The organism is Acinetobacter sp. YWS30-1, assembly GCF_033558715.1.
Taxonomy (GTDB): domain Bacteria; phylum Pseudomonadota; class Gammaproteobacteria; order Pseudomonadales; family Moraxellaceae; genus Acinetobacter.
This window is the reverse complement of record NZ_CP114606.1, coordinates 975,500-990,989: the sequence shown is the minus strand read 5'-3', so window position 1 is coordinate 990,989 and position 15,490 is coordinate 975,500. Positions and strand designations below refer to the sequence as shown.

General features: G+C 38.7%; 16 protein-coding genes. 8 read left to right on the top strand and 8 right to left on the bottom strand.

What is annotated here, in order from left to right; all coding sequences use genetic code 11:
- Window position 1: 1 nt before the first annotated feature.
- Entirely contained in the window at window positions 2-559 is a 558-nt protein-coding gene (gene rsmD, locus O4M77_RS04520; RefSeq protein WP_323713921.1) for a 16S rRNA (guanine(966)-N(2))-methyltransferase RsmD, read from the top strand.
- A gap of 75 nt (window positions 560-634) precedes the next feature.
- Here rsmD and O4M77_RS04515 read toward each other — a convergent pair whose 3' ends face one another.
- On the bottom strand, window positions 635-841 hold the full coding sequence (locus tag O4M77_RS04515; RefSeq protein ID WP_004782913.1) for a hypothetical protein: 207 nt from the start codon (window positions 839-841) through the stop codon (window positions 635-637).
- A 244-nt stretch (window positions 842-1,085) separates the two neighbouring features.
- On the opposite strand from O4M77_RS04515, the gene O4M77_RS04510 reads away from it, so the two are divergent.
- From O4M77_RS04510 to O4M77_RS04500, 3 genes are all read left to right on the top strand, one after another.
- Entirely contained in the window at window positions 1,086-1,835 is a 750-nt protein-coding gene (locus O4M77_RS04510) for a sulfite exporter TauE/SafE family protein (protein WP_323713920.1), read from the top strand.
- 84 nt (window positions 1,836-1,919) lie between these two features.
- Entirely contained in the window at window positions 1,920-2,681 is a 762-nt protein-coding gene (locus O4M77_RS04505; RefSeq protein WP_323713919.1) for a 3-oxoacyl-ACP reductase, read from the top strand.
- Window positions 2,682-2,813: 132 nt separating this feature from the next.
- The gene (locus tag O4M77_RS04500; RefSeq protein WP_125278719.1) at window positions 2,814-3,137 is read left to right on the top strand and encodes a hypothetical protein; all 324 of its coding nucleotides are present in this window, start codon (window positions 2,814-2,816) and stop codon (window positions 3,135-3,137) included.
- A 64-nt stretch (window positions 3,138-3,201) separates the two neighbouring features.
- Here the strand turns inward: O4M77_RS04500 and O4M77_RS04495 are convergent, their stop codons facing one another.
- Entirely contained in the window at window positions 3,202-3,780 is a 579-nt protein-coding gene (locus O4M77_RS04495; RefSeq protein ID WP_125278720.1) for a 1-acyl-sn-glycerol-3-phosphate acyltransferase, read from the bottom strand.
- 309 nt (window positions 3,781-4,089) lie between these two features.
- Between O4M77_RS04495 and O4M77_RS04490 the strand changes: the two genes are divergently transcribed.
- Entirely contained in the window at window positions 4,090-5,274 is a 1,185-nt protein-coding gene (locus tag O4M77_RS04490) for a hypothetical protein (RefSeq protein ID WP_323713918.1), read from the top strand.
- 38 nt (window positions 5,275-5,312) lie between these two features.
- On the opposite strand, the gene O4M77_RS04485 is transcribed toward O4M77_RS04490, so the two are convergent.
- Window positions 5,313-6,467, bottom strand: a complete 1,155-nt coding sequence (locus O4M77_RS04485) for a helix-turn-helix transcriptional regulator (RefSeq protein WP_323713917.1) — start codon at window positions 6,465-6,467, stop codon at window positions 5,313-5,315.
- 230 nt (window positions 6,468-6,697) lie between these two features.
- On the opposite strand from O4M77_RS04485, the gene O4M77_RS04480 reads away from it, so the two are divergent.
- Window positions 6,698-7,204: a copper resistance protein NlpE gene (locus tag O4M77_RS04480; protein ID WP_179992094.1), complete on the top strand. Its 507-nt coding sequence runs from the start codon at window positions 6,698-6,700 to the stop codon at window positions 7,202-7,204.
- Between the two features lie 70 nt (window positions 7,205-7,274).
- Here O4M77_RS04480 and O4M77_RS04475 read toward each other — a convergent pair whose 3' ends face one another.
- Window positions 7,275-8,951 (bottom strand): YadA-like family protein, encoded by a 1,677-nt coding sequence (locus tag O4M77_RS04475; RefSeq protein ID WP_323713916.1) that lies wholly within the window; start codon window positions 8,949-8,951, stop codon window positions 7,275-7,277.
- Window positions 8,952-9,461: 510 nt separating this feature from the next.
- Between O4M77_RS04475 and O4M77_RS04470 the strand changes: the two genes are divergently transcribed.
- Complete coding sequence (locus O4M77_RS04470) at window positions 9,462-9,839, top strand: hypothetical protein (RefSeq protein WP_179992096.1); 378 nt, start codon at window positions 9,462-9,464, stop codon at window positions 9,837-9,839.
- A 273-nt stretch (window positions 9,840-10,112) separates the two neighbouring features.
- On the top strand, window positions 10,113-11,081 hold the full coding sequence (locus O4M77_RS04465) for an IS30 family transposase (RefSeq protein ID WP_253105210.1): 969 nt from the start codon (window positions 10,113-10,115) through the stop codon (window positions 11,079-11,081).
- A 280-nt stretch (window positions 11,082-11,361) separates the two neighbouring features.
- Here the strand turns inward: O4M77_RS04465 and groL are convergent, their stop codons facing one another.
- The 4 genes from groL to O4M77_RS04445 all read right to left on the bottom strand — a co-directional run bounded on the left by groL (window position 11,362) and on the right by O4M77_RS04445 (window position 15,230).
- On the bottom strand, window positions 11,362-12,996 hold the full coding sequence (gene groL / locus O4M77_RS04460) for a chaperonin GroEL (protein WP_312331763.1): 1,635 nt from the start codon (window positions 12,994-12,996) through the stop codon (window positions 11,362-11,364).
- A 69-nt stretch (window positions 12,997-13,065) separates the two neighbouring features.
- Window positions 13,066-13,356 carry a co-chaperone GroES gene (locus tag O4M77_RS04455; protein ID WP_004646315.1) on the bottom strand — a complete coding sequence of 97 codons (291 nt, stop codon included), beginning with the start codon at window positions 13,354-13,356 and terminating at the stop codon, window positions 13,066-13,068.
- 178 nt (window positions 13,357-13,534) lie between these two features.
- Window positions 13,535-14,311 carry a metallophosphoesterase family protein gene (locus O4M77_RS04450; protein WP_323713915.1) on the bottom strand — a complete coding sequence of 259 codons (777 nt, stop codon included), beginning with the start codon at window positions 14,309-14,311 and terminating at the stop codon, window positions 13,535-13,537.
- Window positions 14,292-15,230 (bottom strand): diacylglycerol/lipid kinase family protein, encoded by a 939-nt coding sequence (locus tag O4M77_RS04445; protein ID WP_323713914.1) that lies wholly within the window; start codon window positions 15,228-15,230, stop codon window positions 14,292-14,294. Before O4M77_RS04445 ends, O4M77_RS04450 begins: the two co-directional genes overlap by 20 nt.
- Between the last annotated feature and the right edge of the window lie 260 nt (window positions 15,231-15,490).

Genomic DNA, 15,490 nt, shown 5'->3' with positions numbered 1-15,490 from the left:
CATGAAAAATCAACTTAGAATTATTGGGGGTGACTGGAAACGCCGTCAATTGGCTTTTGCCAGTATCGAAGGATTACGCCCCACACCTGATCGTGTGCGTGAAACTTTATTTAACTGGCTGATGTGGGATGTCCAGAATGCCTGTGTCTTGGATCTGTGTACCGGTTCAGGTGCTTTATCTTTTGAAGCATTATCACGTGGTGCAGCTTCAGTGGTGATGATTGAGCCGGATCGTACTCAGGCGCAATTCCTCACCCAAAATCTGGAATTACTCAAAGTCACCAAAGCACGTGCGCAACTTAAAATTGCGACAGCACAACAAGCATTAACCAGCCTGAAACAGCAGTTTGATCTGGTCTTTCTAGACCCGCCTTATAGTCTGGACCTATGGGAAACTCTGGCTACTCAGGCTGATTCACTGATTAAAGAAGATGGTTTTATCTATGTAGAAGCCGATCGTGAACTGAGTACATTGAAGTTACCAAGTTCATGGCGTTTAGTTAAAAATACCAAAGCCGGTACAGTACGCGCAGGGCTGTATCAAAAAAAAGCAGCTTAAGACCTACTTATATTAAATATTCAAATAAAAAAGGACTCCTTAAAGGAATCCTTTTTTATAAATAGAAGGTAACGGTTAACGATTACGACGCCAGTCCCGATCGCCTCTGTCACGTTTCCAGTCACGATGATCTTTATGTTTTTTCCAGTCCTTATCACCACGATCCCGATCATAATGTCCATTACGATCATGATGACCGCGATAACCTTCATCCCAAGGATCAACCACACAGCCTGTTAGCGCTACTGCCAATACAGATGACAGTAATATCATTTTTTTCATTTTCATCACCTCTATACCGCACTCAATTAGTATCAAGTGATTTCATGAAGAGTACGCGGAGCCATTGTTGCACTCTTGTATGATTTTGTTCATTTTCCATACTTAATTAAAGGATTTGTCTCGGATTTAATAAAAATCATTTATGCATATTTACACTTAGATTCGCATAAATACAGCTAAGGATCTGCTTGGTTTTTCTAGCCATATTTTGAATACTACAAACTTTTCCAATATCCTGATTTTTATGACCTGGCTACTCTTTATTCTTGGTGCAATTATCGCAGGATTTGTACAGGGACTTACCGGTTTTGCTTTTGCATTAATTGCCATGTCATTCTGGGTATGGGGATTAAGTCCTCAACTTGCTGCGCCCTTAGTGGTTTTTGCCTCGGTGTGGAGTCACCTCATTTCATTATCCAATGAACCTAGACTTCCTCATCTGCACCGAACCTTATATCTACCTTATTTAATTGCTGGTCTGATCGGTGTCCCACTCGGCACCTGGTTACTGAATATCGTTGAGGCGAGTACTTTTCGTATTTTGCTTGGTATATTTCTCGTGATCTGGTGTCCACTGATGTTGCTTAATCCACAGGTTAAATTGATTCAGCATTCAGGCAAAACTGCGGACGTAGGCATTGGTTTGATCGGTGGTATTTTAGGAGGTTTAGGGGGATTCTGCGGTTCTGTGCCATCTGCCTGGCTGATGCTGAAACAGCTGCCGAAAGAACAGCAGCGCTATATATTGCGTCATTTTAATTTTGCCATACAGGTGTTTACCTTAGCCGCCTATTTACTGCAAGGGACCTTAAATCAGACTCACCTCCCCTATATGGCGGTACTCATTCTGGCTGTAAGTATTCCCGCTATTTTAGGCGCACGTCTGTTTCATCGAATATCAGAATTACGTTTTAAACAGATTGTCTTAAGCTTGCTCTTCAGCTCGGGCTGCTTTCTCCTGATCAAGGAAGGCATTGACTCATTTGCGCGATAGAGCAGCTCTAAAACCTTACATCACTTTGCTTTCAGCCCTATTGCTGTTATGTTAGCCCGAATGATTCTCAGGCGGATATAAGCAATGCAAATTCGTGATCAAATTGTCCTTGTGACTGGTGGTGCTCGTGGATTGGGACTAGCCATTACCCAGCTCCTGATTCAGAAAGGTGCACGTGTGGTAGTAAATTACCATAGCAGCAAAACCCAAGCTGAAGCTTTGCAAAATCAGTATCCTGATCAGGTCTTTGCCTGTCAGGCAGATGTAACACAAGCTGATCAGGTAAAAGCTTTATTCACTGCCAGCAAGGCCCATTTTGGAGAAGCCATCCATTCCGTCATTAATAATGCGCTGGTGCAGTTTGAGTTTAATGGCGATGAGCGACCTAAAGTTGAAGATCTGACCTGGGAAAGCATGGCCCGTCAGTTTAGTGGAGCAGTTCAAGCCTGTTTAAATACGACGCAAGCTGCATTAGAAGATATGAAACAGGCACATTTTGGTCGTATCGTGAATATTGGGACTAACCTGGTTCAAAACCCTGTCGTTCCTTATCATGATTATACGACTGGGAAAGCGGCGCTATTGGCCTTTACCCGAACTACTGCGCAAGACCTGGGTCAGTATGGGATTAACGTGAACATGCTTTCAGGCGGATTACTGCAAACTACAGATGCAAGTAAAGCAACGCCTGACTTTGTCTTTGACCTGATTGCTCAATCCACTCCTTTACGTCGCGTGATTACACCTGAAGAATTTGCGTCTGCTATTTTAATGTTCCTGTCACCTTATTCACGTGCAGTGACAGGTCAAAACCTGATTGTCGATGGCGGACTGGTTAAAGGTTAAAGATCGCCAAGGAAGAATGAGATTCTGAATTTTATTCTTCTATTTTTTGACCAGTTGTTGAATAAAACTACTTTTGCATAGCGCATTTACTTCTACAATAGTGCGCTCCCCATCAAAGTTCATCTATTTTCTATGAAACTCCTAACGGCATTGCTCAGTAGCATGTTACTGGCAGGTTGTATGTCCAATGATCTTAAAAAGTCAGAACAGCTTCTGCGAAACTTCAATTGTGCCAAGATTGATACAGCGCAAATGCCACACAGTAGTATGACGGATTATTATCAACACATGCTATACAGCAGCAAAACCAAGGTCGAATCTTATATTGAGCAATATCATCAAGGAGAAGAGCTTTTTGACCTGCCTTTATATGAAGTGGTAGAACAGCAATACAATCTTTATAAAGATGCCTGCCAGAATCTGGGGGGAATTTTATCTGAAGAGAATCAAAATTAAATTCGGTATTTATATATCGTACAGAAAAGCAGAGTCCATCCCTCTGCTTTTATTTTTCCTGAAATTAAAAATAGCGTTGATCAATACTGAATTTTTCAGGAAATTTAGGTTCAATATTGGCATAGAACGTCATGATCTCAGCCATATCCTGTTCATAATTTCCTGTTGGATAAATGATTTTACCTACGCCCGCTTCTTTTTTTGCATAATCCATATAAGCCAGCGCAATTGGCACACCCGCATTGATCGCCACATGATAAAAACCAGTTTTCCATTGTTCCTGACGGGCGCGTGTGCCTTCCGGCGTAACCAGCATGACTAGTTTAGGATGCTCTTTAAATAGACCTGTCATGACCTGAACCATGCTTGGACGTGGCTCACCCGGTTGTTTGGGACGACGGTCAATACCAATTCCACCCATTGCACGTACAAAAGGCCCAAATGGAAATTTCATATAGCTGTCTTTAATGGTCAGACGCACATTCACTTTTAATGCCTTTAAGGCCAAACGTGCATATAGTGCATCCCAGTTACTGGTATGTGGCGCTGCAATCATCACACATTGATCAAGGTCTTCGGGCCATTGGTCATCGGTTTTCCAGCCCATTAAATTTAAAGTTTTCTCAGCTAAATTTTCAAACACAGCTACATCACAATCATTATCAAAATTTCGCCACAGTCTAACAATGCAGCAGAATATAGATAGTGCATACTGATCAATAAAGCACCAATTAATATATATTTGTATTTTTAAATTTTAGGAAGAATTTTCAATTTATTGTTATTTGAATATTTCTTCTTTCACTTCTTATAACAAGTTCGTTCTTTTAAGCAAATAGTGAGTTCAATTTATTTTACTGATTTATATATTTTTCCATCCTAATTTTAGGATATGTCGATTTTGGCTTTCTTTCTATACTTCGCTGACATAATAAATTTCAGGAAGATTTTCATGAAAAAGACTTTAATTTGTCTTGCCTTAGCGGGGTTACTTACAGCATGTGGCGGTTCAGATAATGATCGTACAGAGGGTTCATCACCTGTTCCACCTACAGCTCCGGTCGGGACCGAAACTGGTGTACTGACAGATGGAATTATCTCAGGGGTAACATATATCACCAGCAGCGGTGCGGAAGGGGTTACTAATGAAAAAGGTGAATTTAAATTTAATGATGGAGAAAAGGTTAAATTCCTGATTGGTGACGTACAACTAGGTCAAGAAATTGAAGCGAAAGAACGTGTTACTCCGTTAGATTTAGCACAAACTGAAAATGCACGTACCAATCTGATGGTGCTTTTACAGTCTTTAGATACAGATAGTAATCATGACAATGGGATTAGCATCAGTACTGAAGCTGCTAATGCCCTTCTTAATAAAAGTTTAGATTTTTCTAAGGCCCCTACAGCATTTGCTACAGACGTGGTATCAACAGGCGTAGTTACCACAGAAAAATTGATTACACCTGAAAAAGCTGCAGAAAACTTCCAGTCAACTTTCTATAAAGATATTGCCGGTACTTGGGAAATTGGCCGTAATGCAAACAGCGCTGTTCTAATCCATATTTTAGAAGATGGCCGTTATGCCTTAGGTCAAGCAGAAGCTGCTGATGGTGATGGAACGCCTGGCATTGAAACTGGAGAGTTAAACTGGAATGCAACTACCAGTGTAATTTCACCGCGTATTATTCAAGACAGTAATGGTGAATGGGGACTCTCACATCCTGCAGGAGGCAAACCTTATACGTTAAACTATGATGGAACGACCTTAATTCTGACAGAACCGGGGATCAATACCGAATACCGTTTAAGCCGCGTCAAACAGTCTACTAATGGTCTGGTAGGTGCATGGAGATTTAGTGACACCCATTTATTTGCCTTCTTTGACACAAACTATTATTTCTTCCTGGACACTGAAGGCGGAGATGATTGTGGCTGGCCTGGTATTGAATATGGCAAATTTATCCTCTCAGGTAATACACTTACGACCACTGAAGTTTTATTCGATACCAATGAATGTGGCGGATTACAAGACAGTTCCGATGGCAGCAAGACCATTGCAAACATCAATGTATCGGCTGAAACTCTGATCTTGCATCCACAAGGTGAAGGTCCTGTAACATTACAGCGCGTTAGATAATGAGCACTGCCTACCTAAAGAATTATCTTTAGGTAGGTTTAATCAATATGTTCAAAATGAATCGTACATCCCATCAATAAGTGCATCAGTTCAATTTGTGAAGTGCAGTCAGTTTTTTCATAAATATTTTTAAAATAAGTGCGTACTGAACTTAAAGTGATCCCACATTTCACTGCAATTTCTTCTAATTTATAGCCATTGATTAAAAGTTCACACAAATCAAATTCACGTTTTGACAGTTGATATGCTTGCTGCAAATAAGCTCTAGATAATGAATAATGCCGGTTTTTGTCTGTCATAAATACAGCAATCTGATGCTGAGCTTCAGAAAATTGCTGCATTTTTCTCAACCTTTTAAAAGGCACAACAGTGAGCATCAATTGCTGTCCTTTAGAATCCTGCAAAGCCAAGACCCCGCCTATTTCACTCGACATACTGGTATCTTCCAGCAAAGCACTCGATAGCAATCTTTCCAGACGTTCCTGATCACCTACCGGTGTTTTCAGCCGGTTATGCATATCCATTTCCAGACATGTTGAAGCTTCAATCATGCTTTGTGCTAGTGGATTTGAATAAGATAACTTGAGATCCTGATCCAGCAAAATAATACCGATTTTTAAACAGTCTAATACGGTATATAAGCTGATATTGTCTTGTTGTACCAAACTGATTTGCCGATGAATCTGTAAAGAGCGACGCAAATGTATGCCGATCCGTTTGAGAAAATTCAGTTCAGCTGCTTCAAAACCTTGAGTGTGTGGAGCACGATGTAGTCCCATGACTGCCCAGCGATAGTTTCCTCTGTCCAGCAATACTCCCGCCATATATCCTATCCCTGTAGGCTTAAGGCATTTTTCATAAAAGATATACTGTTCTGTTCCAGGTTGATCTGCATAATGACGGCAGTCCTGATTAAGTGCCTCCCCCATATCAATTTCATTCCATAAAGGCATATGCAGCTTCATGTCAATGACCCGAATCCGTTCATCCTGATAAGCAGCCAGACTTTCTTCCGGGATATTGTAAGTATAAACAAAGTCATAGGCGGGATTGAATTGATCAAGACCGGTAAAAATTGCACTATGACTCTGGGTATATTGCACAATATCCTGAATGACCTCTAGCCATAAAGCAGGCAATAAAGCAGCATCATATATTTTCGCGATGATATTATTTTCCTGTTCTGCTTTCATGACCGCTCTTATTAATAATTATTTCTATCAAATCATAACCTTAAGGTTTATAAAATAAAACTAAAGAAAACCTATCGCTTATTTTGTATTTTAATTATCTTAGTTTCTCATCTACATATATTTAATCCGTTTCACTTAACGAATCAATTTTTAACAAGATCTCTCTGTATATTGATAGCTCATACTTTTAATGTAAATCCTAATACAGAAGAACAAGAGGATGATCTTCAATGAAAAAAATATTATGGCCTGCTTTATTGGTAGTAACAGTTACTAGTTTAAGTGCATGTTCTAAACAGAATGACCGCGATATGGCCAGTGCAGATACTCAATCTAATACCACAAATGCTCCTGTTACTACAGAGACTACAAATAGTCAAAGCAATATGAGTACTGAGATGAGCAGTAATGCTACTGTCAACTCAAACTGGGCAGGCGAATATGAGGGTGTTTTCCCGTGTGCTGACTGCGAAGGGATTAAAGTTGAACTAGATCTTAATCCTGACAAAACTTATGAATTGAGTGAGGAATATTTAGGTAAAACTGGAAATAATGAAACTGAGACCAAAGGTAGCTTCACTTTCGATTCTCAACAACCTTCTATTATCGTCCTAGATGGAAAAGCTGAAAACCGGAAGTTTTATGTAGGTGATAATTTCGTTGAAGCTCGTGATATAGAAACAGGTAAGGAAATACAGAGTAATCTGAATTATAAATTAGTTAAAAAATCACCTTAATCATTTTCTAACTTAATAAAAAATCCCCGCAAATGCGGGGATTTTTTATTTCAACTATGTTGAGGGTAAATTATTTACCGCCAAACACATATGAAACACCTACACGGCCACCAACTTCGTTACCGCCAGCGAAACCAAGAGCAGCACTTAGAGAAGTACGGCCATCAGCGAATACGCTTGCAACACCTAAAGCACCGGCAGTTTCACCTTCATAGTGACCTACACCACCGAATACTGCGAATTGACCAGCACCGATGTTAGGAATTTGTTGTTGAGCAGCTAAAGCAATTGCAACACCACGGTAAGCAGTTTGCTCTACGTCATCAATACGGCTGTTCAAACGAGCTGCTGTAGAATTGAATTGAGTTAAACGAGAATCAACTTCCACTAGAGCAGCATCAACTTTAGCATCAACAGCTTTAGAAGTTTCTTCTAAGTAGCCTTTCACAGAAGTTTTTGAACCAGTAGCAGCGTCAACAAAAGCGATGTCACCAGTGGTTTCAATACCAGCTGCAGTTACTGTAGTTTGCGCTGTAACTTTACCATCTGTAGTATTTGTAGCTTGTAAACCGTAAGTTTTATTACCTGCTTCATCTACTGCAATAATGCCAGTTTTTACATCCTTAGTTGATGTAGATACTGGAGCATTAGAAGTTACTGTATATTTATTACCACTTGTATCATTTGCAACTAATGGGTCTGTACTAGAAATTTTGATTTCACCAGCATTTGGGGCTTTAGAAACAGACTCACCATAGGTAACGTTTAGATTTGATACTAAACCAGTATTTACTGTAGTAGTACGATCGCCACCAGTTGTTTCATCAGGTGTACCTTTACCTACTTTAGTTAAGTTAGCATCACTAGTATCGCCAGTGTAAGCAGTCAAAGTATTATCAGTTGCTTTGAAATATTTACCATTAAATTCAACTACACGATTACCATCTTTATCATCGTAAGCATTTAGTACTGCTGTTGGTGCAGTTGTAGTAGTGCCTGTAACTGAAGTTGTAGTTACTGTACCTTTCTCAAGATCAACCACTCCACCTTTCGCCACATCCAAGACAGCTAAACCATTGCCTGTAACACCAGCTACAGCAGTATTGGCATCAGCTTCAGTTTTAATTGTTGCAAGAGTACCTTGAACATTTTTTCCAGCTAAAGTGAAATCGTATTTAGCTTTACCAGCTGTATCACGATCTTCTTCAGTAATGTTACCAATTTGAACATCTTTTTTAACTGAAACTACATCAGTTGCAGTAGTTGCTGGTGATGTTTCACCTGTAAAAGTGATTTTCTCATCAACTAGACCATTATTACCATGCCAGTCAGTATTTACTAACTGACCTTCAAGAGTATAAGTTCCGGCTGTTGTTGTTGTTGTGGTGGTGGTTGATCCACCAAAAGACCAATAATTATTTTGGTCTACATTACCATCAAAGCTTAAACCACCTGTTGTAGTACCACCTGTTGTAGATGGAGTTGATTCTGTAATTTGGACTTGACCAGCAGACACTACGATTGTGTAATCTTTTGTTTCACCTGTAAATGCTGTTAGCTTATTGCCTTCAAGCTTATACCAACCATTTTGAACAACCCCATTGCTGTCATTAGCATCTTCTACTTTAACAAGAACATCACCTTCAGCATTTGCGTATTTTACTACATCTGCTTGGTTCACTGCTGCTAGCGCACCAAAACTTACTGCTGCTAATGCAGCTGCCAATAAGGTTTTTTGAAATTTCATATAAATTTCCTTCAATTTTTATAAAAAGACTGGCCTACCCTAGGATCATGTAAACCAGCAAAACTGTTACGAATGCGTGGTTAAAAGGGAATTACGCCATTCATACCCCACCGCCACCGCGGTCCTGAGGCAATAATATACAAAACATAACAAATTTATCAATCAAAATTTGATTTATTTTTTAAATATTAATTTATCTATTATGTTTAATATTAATTTATATGTATAACTTTATGTTTTTATTGCATATATAATTGGATTATAATCATCAACTAAAAGTTTATGTTGTTAGAATTATTTACTAATATTTGAATTAAGCTGAGCTAAATAAATTTGATTTAAGAAATAAAGAAAATTCATTACAAATAATTACAACAAGTTATCTTAAATAAAGTTGTTACAATTGAAATATTTTCGAAGTTTTCTTAAAATTAGGCTCTGAAACATTGTAGTATTTAAAATACTTTTTAAGGCTAGGCTTAAAAGTATAGGAATAGATAGAAGGAATTTATGAGCAGCCAAAAAGAAAAAAATCTATTTGCTGAACGGCTGAAAAGTGCTTTAACAAATGCAAGACATCCTATAAGTCCTACTTATTTATCAAAAGAATTTAATTATCGTTATGACGGTCCAGCTATTTCAGTACAGTCAGCAAATAACTGGTTGTTAGGAAAGGCAATTCCTAGCCAAGATAAATTGGCAATACTCGCAATTTGGCTTAATGTTTCCAACCAATGGTTAAGATTTGGAGACCATGATTTTAATCCTGCCCCTCAAGTTTCAGAACATGATACTGAAGATTTGGATTATTATTTAAAGTTTCGCTCTTTAAAAAATACCCAGAAAGATATTATTAAAAAGTTGATTGATGAATTTAATCAATTGTAATCTTTTGAGTGAAGTAAGCTAATAGCTTTCTATGTTCATATTCACTTTTCTTTAAACGATCTTCATACTCTCTTAATTTTCGGTATAAAGATTTTAATTCATCCTTACTCACCAATACAAGTTTAGATTGATCATCTGAATTCTCACCCTCATTTATAACTGGGCAGAGTAAAACTTGAAGTGCGACATAAACCACCTAATTAATTTAAAGGGTTTATGGAGTATATAAAATTGTCATACCATCATCTTAACTTTGAAGATCGTACTGCATTAATGCTTGAGTCAAGAAAAGAAGGCTTTTCAGCCAGAAAATTTGCTGAACTCATTAAAAGACATCCTAGTACGATCTATCGTGAGCTTAAAAGAAATAGCATCAATGACGTTTATCAAGCTCAATATGCTTCTGATAACACCTTCGCTAGACGTAGACGCGGTCACAGAAAACTCAAAATCGACTCAATTCTCTGGAGATTTATTGTTGAAGCGATCCGTTGTTTATGGTCTCCTCAGCAAATAGCAAAGCGTTTAAAGACATTTCCTGATTTGGATCAAACAATGAATGTAAGCCATACAACGATTTATTCAACTATACGAGCATTACCAAAGGGTGAGTTGAAAAAAGACTTATTATCCTGTCTGCGTCATGAAAATAAAAAGCGAAAAGCTAACGGTGAACCTAAAAAAGATTCTATATTACAGGATATTAAAACTATTCATGAGCGCCCAGCCGAAGTTCAAGAAAGAAAAATACCGGGTCATTGGGAAGCCGATTTAATTAAAGGTAAAGACAATAAAAGTTCGATAGCAACACTTATTGAACGAAATACACGGCTCTGTATCTTGGCAACATTACCTGATGCAAAGGCAGAATCAGTGCGCAAGGCTTTAACTGAAGCTCTGAAATATTTACCTGCAGAACTACGTAAAACGTTGACCTATGACCGTGGACGTGAGATGTCAGAACATAAAATCCTCGAAGAAGATTTAGGCATAGATGTATATTTCTGTGACCCACATTCGCCATGGCAGAAAGGTACATGCGAAAATATGAATGGTTTAATTAGGCAATATTTACCTAAAGGGATTGATTTAAATCAGGCAGATCAGCATTATTTAAATCAAGTCGCCATGTCACTGAATACTCGTCCTAGAAAAGCTTTAGATTGGCTTACACCATTAGAGAAATTTGCTCAGCTTGTTGATTATCATAAGGCTTTTGAAACTGTCGCACCTCATGTTTGAATTCGCCCTGTATTGCTCATATTGCCATATATATCAATTATATTTTGATCAAATAATAAATCAAAACTTTACAAAAACCAAGCCTAAAAATATTACAAAAGTAAACATTTTTCATTTATTTAAAAAAAATTGAATACTTCATCAATCATTTATGACTATAAGTCAACTTAAGTCTCAAATTCTACTATATTTTTCATGAAAATCTCACTTTTATTTTATTTAAAATTAAAAAAATCCCCGCAAAAGCGGGGATTTTTTGAGCATATAATCGGGTAATGAATTACATCATACCGCCCATTCCACCCATGCCGCCCATATCAGGCATCGCTGGTTTTTCTTCTGGGATTTCAGTAATCATACATTCAGTTGTCAACATCAAGCCAGCAACAGAAGCTGCATGCTCAAGTGCAGAACGAGTTACTTTCGCAGGGTCAAGAATACCCATTTCCAGCATGTCGCCATATTCACCTGTCGCAGCGTTATAACCATAGTTACCTTCACCGTTCTTCACAGCATTGATCACAACAGATGGCTCATCACCAGCATTGGCTACGATTTGACGAAGAGGAGCTTCGATTGCACGACGAAGAATGTTGATACCTACGTTTTGGTCATCGTTAGCACCAGTCAGACCATCAAGTGCAGATGCAGCACGTACCAGTGCAACACCACCACCCGCAACAACACCTTCTTCAACTGCAGCACGAGTTGCATGAAGTGCGTCGTCTACACGGTCTTTCTTTTCTTTCATTTCAACTTCAGTTGCAGCACCGATTTTGATGACTGCTACACCACCTGCTAATTTAGCAACGCGTTCTTGAAGTTTTTCTTTGTCATATTCAGAAGTAGATTCTTCGATTTGTGCACGGATTTGCTGAACACGCTCAGAAATCTGATTTGCATCACCAGCACCATCAACAATCACTGTATTTTCTTTAGATACAGTTACTTTATGTGCAGTACCTAAGTGTTCAAGTGAAGTTTGATCTAACTGCATACCGATTTCTTCAGAAATTACAGTACCACCAGTCAGGATCGCGATATCTTGAAGCATCGCTTTACGACGGTCACCGAAGCCAGGTGCTTTAACCGCACATACTTTGATAATGCCGCGCATGTTGTTCACTACAAGTGTAGCCAATGCTTCGCCTTCAACATCTTCAGCGATGATAAGAAGAGGCTTACCAGTTTTCGCAACAGCTTCTAGAACAGTGATCAATTCACGGATGTTACTGATTTTCTTGTCAACCAACAGGATGTATGGGTTTTCAAGTTCAGCAGTTAAAGTGTCTTGTTTATTTGCAAAGTATGGAGAGATATAACCGCGGTCAAACTGCATACCTTCTACAACATCAAGCGAGTCTTCGAAGCCTGAACCTTCTTCAACAGTGATTACGCCTTCTTTGCCCACTTTTTCCATTGCTTGTGCAATCAGAGAACCAACAGTGGTGTCAGAGTTTGCAGAGATCGAACCGACTTGCTCAATCGCTTTAGAATCAGAAGCTGGTTTTGCAGTTTGTTTAATATTTTCAACAACAGTTTTCACTGCAAGGTCGATACCGCGTTTCAGATCCATTGGGTTCATACCCGCAGTTACTGACTTGATCCCTTCGTTCAAGATTGCTTGAGCCAATACAGTTGCAGTTGTTGTACCGTCACCTGCAATGTCATTGGTTTTTGAAGAAACTTCACGAACCAGTTGCGCACCCATGTTTTCGAATTTGTCTTTCAGGGCAATTTCTTTCGCAACTGTCACACCATCTTTAGTAATGTGCGGTGCACCGAAAGAACGGTCGATCACAACGTTACGGCCTTTAGGACCTAAAGTTACTTTCACCGCATCTGCAAGGATGTTCACACCAGCGATCATTTTTGAACGAGCTGAATCACCAAATTTTACGTCTTTAGCTGACATATTTGACTCCGAATATTGTTGTATCTTTACAAAATCTGAATTGGAATGAGTAAAACGATCTGGCGCAGATTAAGCTTCTAATACTGCCAGAATGTCAGACTCTTTCATGATTAAAAGTTCTTCGCCGTTTACTTTGACAGTTGTACCTGCATAAGTACCGAACAATACTTTGTCGCCAACTTTTACGTCTAACGCGCGTACGCCATTGTCAGTGATTTGACCATTACCAACTGCAATGATTTCACCTTGTGCAGGTTTTTCAGCAGCAGAACCTGGAAGTAAGATGCCCCCAGCTGTTTTTGTTTCTTCTTCAACACGACGAATAACAACGCGGTCATGTAATGGACGAATGTTGCTCATAAATAACTCCATCAGACTAAGTCTTTTTTAGATCACCGATGACGACTTATTTATTCCATTGGTCATCATCAAAATTTTTTGATGTCCTTTTTATGGAGATGGAATAAAACGCTTCAAGGGCAAAAATGAAAAAAAATTGGTTTTTTTTTAATTTTTTGATGGATTGCGTATTTTTTGTCTATTTATTTATGGAATCAGGCTGTGGAACAAAGGTTTTTAACTGTTCATCAAAACAATATTGCGTAATTTTTCCTGTTGCATCAATTGCATTAAAGCTATTCGGCTGATTCTTATGTAGTCGATGCGAGGCAGAAGTCCCGGCATGTACATCATAAACCGGATGATCTCCTCCCAATTCGAATATACGGTTCAAATCATAGACTGCGGTATGATGCAAATGCCCATGCAATACAGCAAACAGACCATGTTGCGACCAAGACTCCAATGCAATTTTGGCCATCAGGGGAATATCCTTAAACCCCCGCCTATTCTGAAATGGCACATAAAAAGGTTGATGACTGACAATAATCTTAATTTTGGAAGCAGGTGCCTGCTGTAGTTTTAGGTCAATCCTTTGAATCTGCTCAAGGGATAAATGGCCTTTGGTATGATATCGACGTCTAATTGAATTTACCCCAATCAGATAAAAATGTTCAGTTTCTAAAACAGGCTCGAGTTCACCGAAAAACAATTGATAACGGGTAAATGGAGTAAATAGCCGATTCCATAAATGATAAAGCGGAATGTCATGATTCCCCGGGATCACCAGATAAGGCGTATTCAACTGATCCAGAAACCGTTTACATGCAAAGAACTGCCCTAAACGTGCTCGCTGGGTGAGATCGCCGCTGACTACCACCGCTTCCAGTGCATGATCCCGACAAAATTGCTGGATGGCTTCCAAACATTCAGGTCTTTCTGTACCAAAATGTAGATCAGAGAGATGCAGAATCATGCGGCACCATTACACTTAAACTATTTTTTAAAACTGAAATATTTAACGGTGGTGTCATTTCTACCGTTTCCCCATCTATGGCAATCATTAATTTTTTGCGTTTAGACTCAATTCGCACCTGATCTGCAGCAAAACTATAGACATCGGAGGCTTCATCAATTTTGCCCCGAATTAACTGATATACCAGCTTGAATAACGTCAGCTTGTCACTTTTAGAGACCACAACCCCAGCCACCTTCCCTTGCTCAGCAGCTTGGGCAATCCGCATTTTCATATCAGCCAATTGAAGTGGATTATTACCAAAGAAAATCAGTGGAGTTTTGACCGGATATTTCTTTTGGTCTACCCAGATTTCTAGTTTTAATTCTTTACGGTCACGAATCAAAACATCGAGTGCTGAGGTATAGGCATGTAAAGGTAGTCGACCAAAAATACGGTTATAGTCTTCACGTTTTTTAATAAATAAGGGATATAAGCCCAGACTAGCATTGTTCAGGTAGATTTCCTGATTGATGCGTGCCACATGGATACGTTTGGTTTGACCCGTTGCAATGACTTGTGCGGCTTCAACCAAATCTAAGGGAATATCCAGCAATCTTGCCGCATAGTTAAAAGTACCTAGAGGCAATATGCCGACTGGAATATCAGTTTCAAGCAGGTGTTTGGCGACTGAATTGAGCGTTCCATCTCCTCCTGCTGCCACGACCACACCATGATCCGGCGATTGTTGATGCCGTTGCAGCACTTCAGCAATGACTTTTTTGAACTGTTCTGGATCGTTGATTTCAAAGGCTTTAGTCTCAAAATCATGCGCTGCAAAAATATCTAGTAATTGCTCATATTTTTCTTGTTGGTCGAATAGACGGAAACCAGAATTATGATTATAAATAATGGATAAGGGTTTAGATTGATTAGACATTTTTTACACAGATTGATGCACACCTATTGGCATTTTGTCCAATTCATAAACAATTAATAGTTGCTTTATGTAAAATTCGAATGGCGACCATTTATTTAATCAATAACAAATATAACTGAACAATTTTATTTAAAGGTTTGATTTAAATAAAAATAATTAAAATAAATACCACACATAAAGTTAATAAATACATATTTAAGATTTTGAATTTATTTATATCTTATTGTTTTATATAAATTTAAACAGAAAATAGCATAATA

Bases quoted from the DNA above. Each gene is read 5' to 3' on its own strand.
- rsmD (WP_323713921.1), top strand. From the start codon at position 2: ATGAAAAATCAACTTAGAATTATTGGGGGTGACTGGAAACGCCGTCAA.
- O4M77_RS04515 (WP_004782913.1), bottom strand. From the start codon at position 841: ATGAAAAAAATGATATTACTGTCATCTGTATTGGCAGTAGCGCTAACA.
- O4M77_RS04510 (WP_323713920.1), top strand. From the start codon at position 1,086: ATGACCTGGCTACTCTTTATTCTTGGTGCAATTATCGCAGGATTTGTA.
- O4M77_RS04505 (WP_323713919.1), top strand. From the start codon at position 1,920: ATGCAAATTCGTGATCAAATTGTCCTTGTGACTGGTGGTGCTCGTGGA.
- O4M77_RS04500 (WP_125278719.1), top strand. From the start codon at position 2,814: ATGAAACTCCTAACGGCATTGCTCAGTAGCATGTTACTGGCAGGTTGT.
- O4M77_RS04490 (WP_323713918.1), top strand. From the start codon at position 4,090: ATGAAAAAGACTTTAATTTGTCTTGCCTTAGCGGGGTTACTTACAGCA.
- O4M77_RS04485 (WP_323713917.1), bottom strand. From the start codon at position 6,467: ATGAAAGCAGAACAGGAAAATAATATCATCGCGAAAATATATGATGCT.
- O4M77_RS04480 (WP_179992094.1), top strand. From the start codon at position 6,698: ATGAAAAAAATATTATGGCCTGCTTTATTGGTAGTAACAGTTACTAGT.
- O4M77_RS04475 (WP_323713916.1), bottom strand. From the start codon at position 8,951: ATGAAATTTCAAAAAACCTTATTGGCAGCTGCATTAGCAGCAGTAAGT.
- O4M77_RS04470 (WP_179992096.1), top strand. From the start codon at position 9,462: ATGAGCAGCCAAAAAGAAAAAAATCTATTTGCTGAACGGCTGAAAAGT.
- O4M77_RS04465 (WP_253105210.1), top strand. From the start codon at position 10,113: ATGCTTGAGTCAAGAAAAGAAGGCTTTTCAGCCAGAAAATTTGCTGAA.
- groL (WP_312331763.1), bottom strand. From the start codon at position 12,996: ATGTCAGCTAAAGACGTAAAATTTGGTGATTCAGCTCGTTCAAAAATG.
- O4M77_RS04455 (WP_004646315.1), bottom strand. From the start codon at position 13,356: ATGAGCAACATTCGTCCATTACATGACCGCGTTGTTATTCGTCGTGTT.
- O4M77_RS04450 (WP_323713915.1), bottom strand. From the start codon at position 14,311: ATGATTCTGCATCTCTCTGATCTACATTTTGGTACAGAAAGACCTGAA.
- O4M77_RS04445 (WP_323713914.1), bottom strand. From the start codon at position 15,230: ATGTCTAATCAATCTAAACCCTTATCCATTATTTATAATCATAATTCT.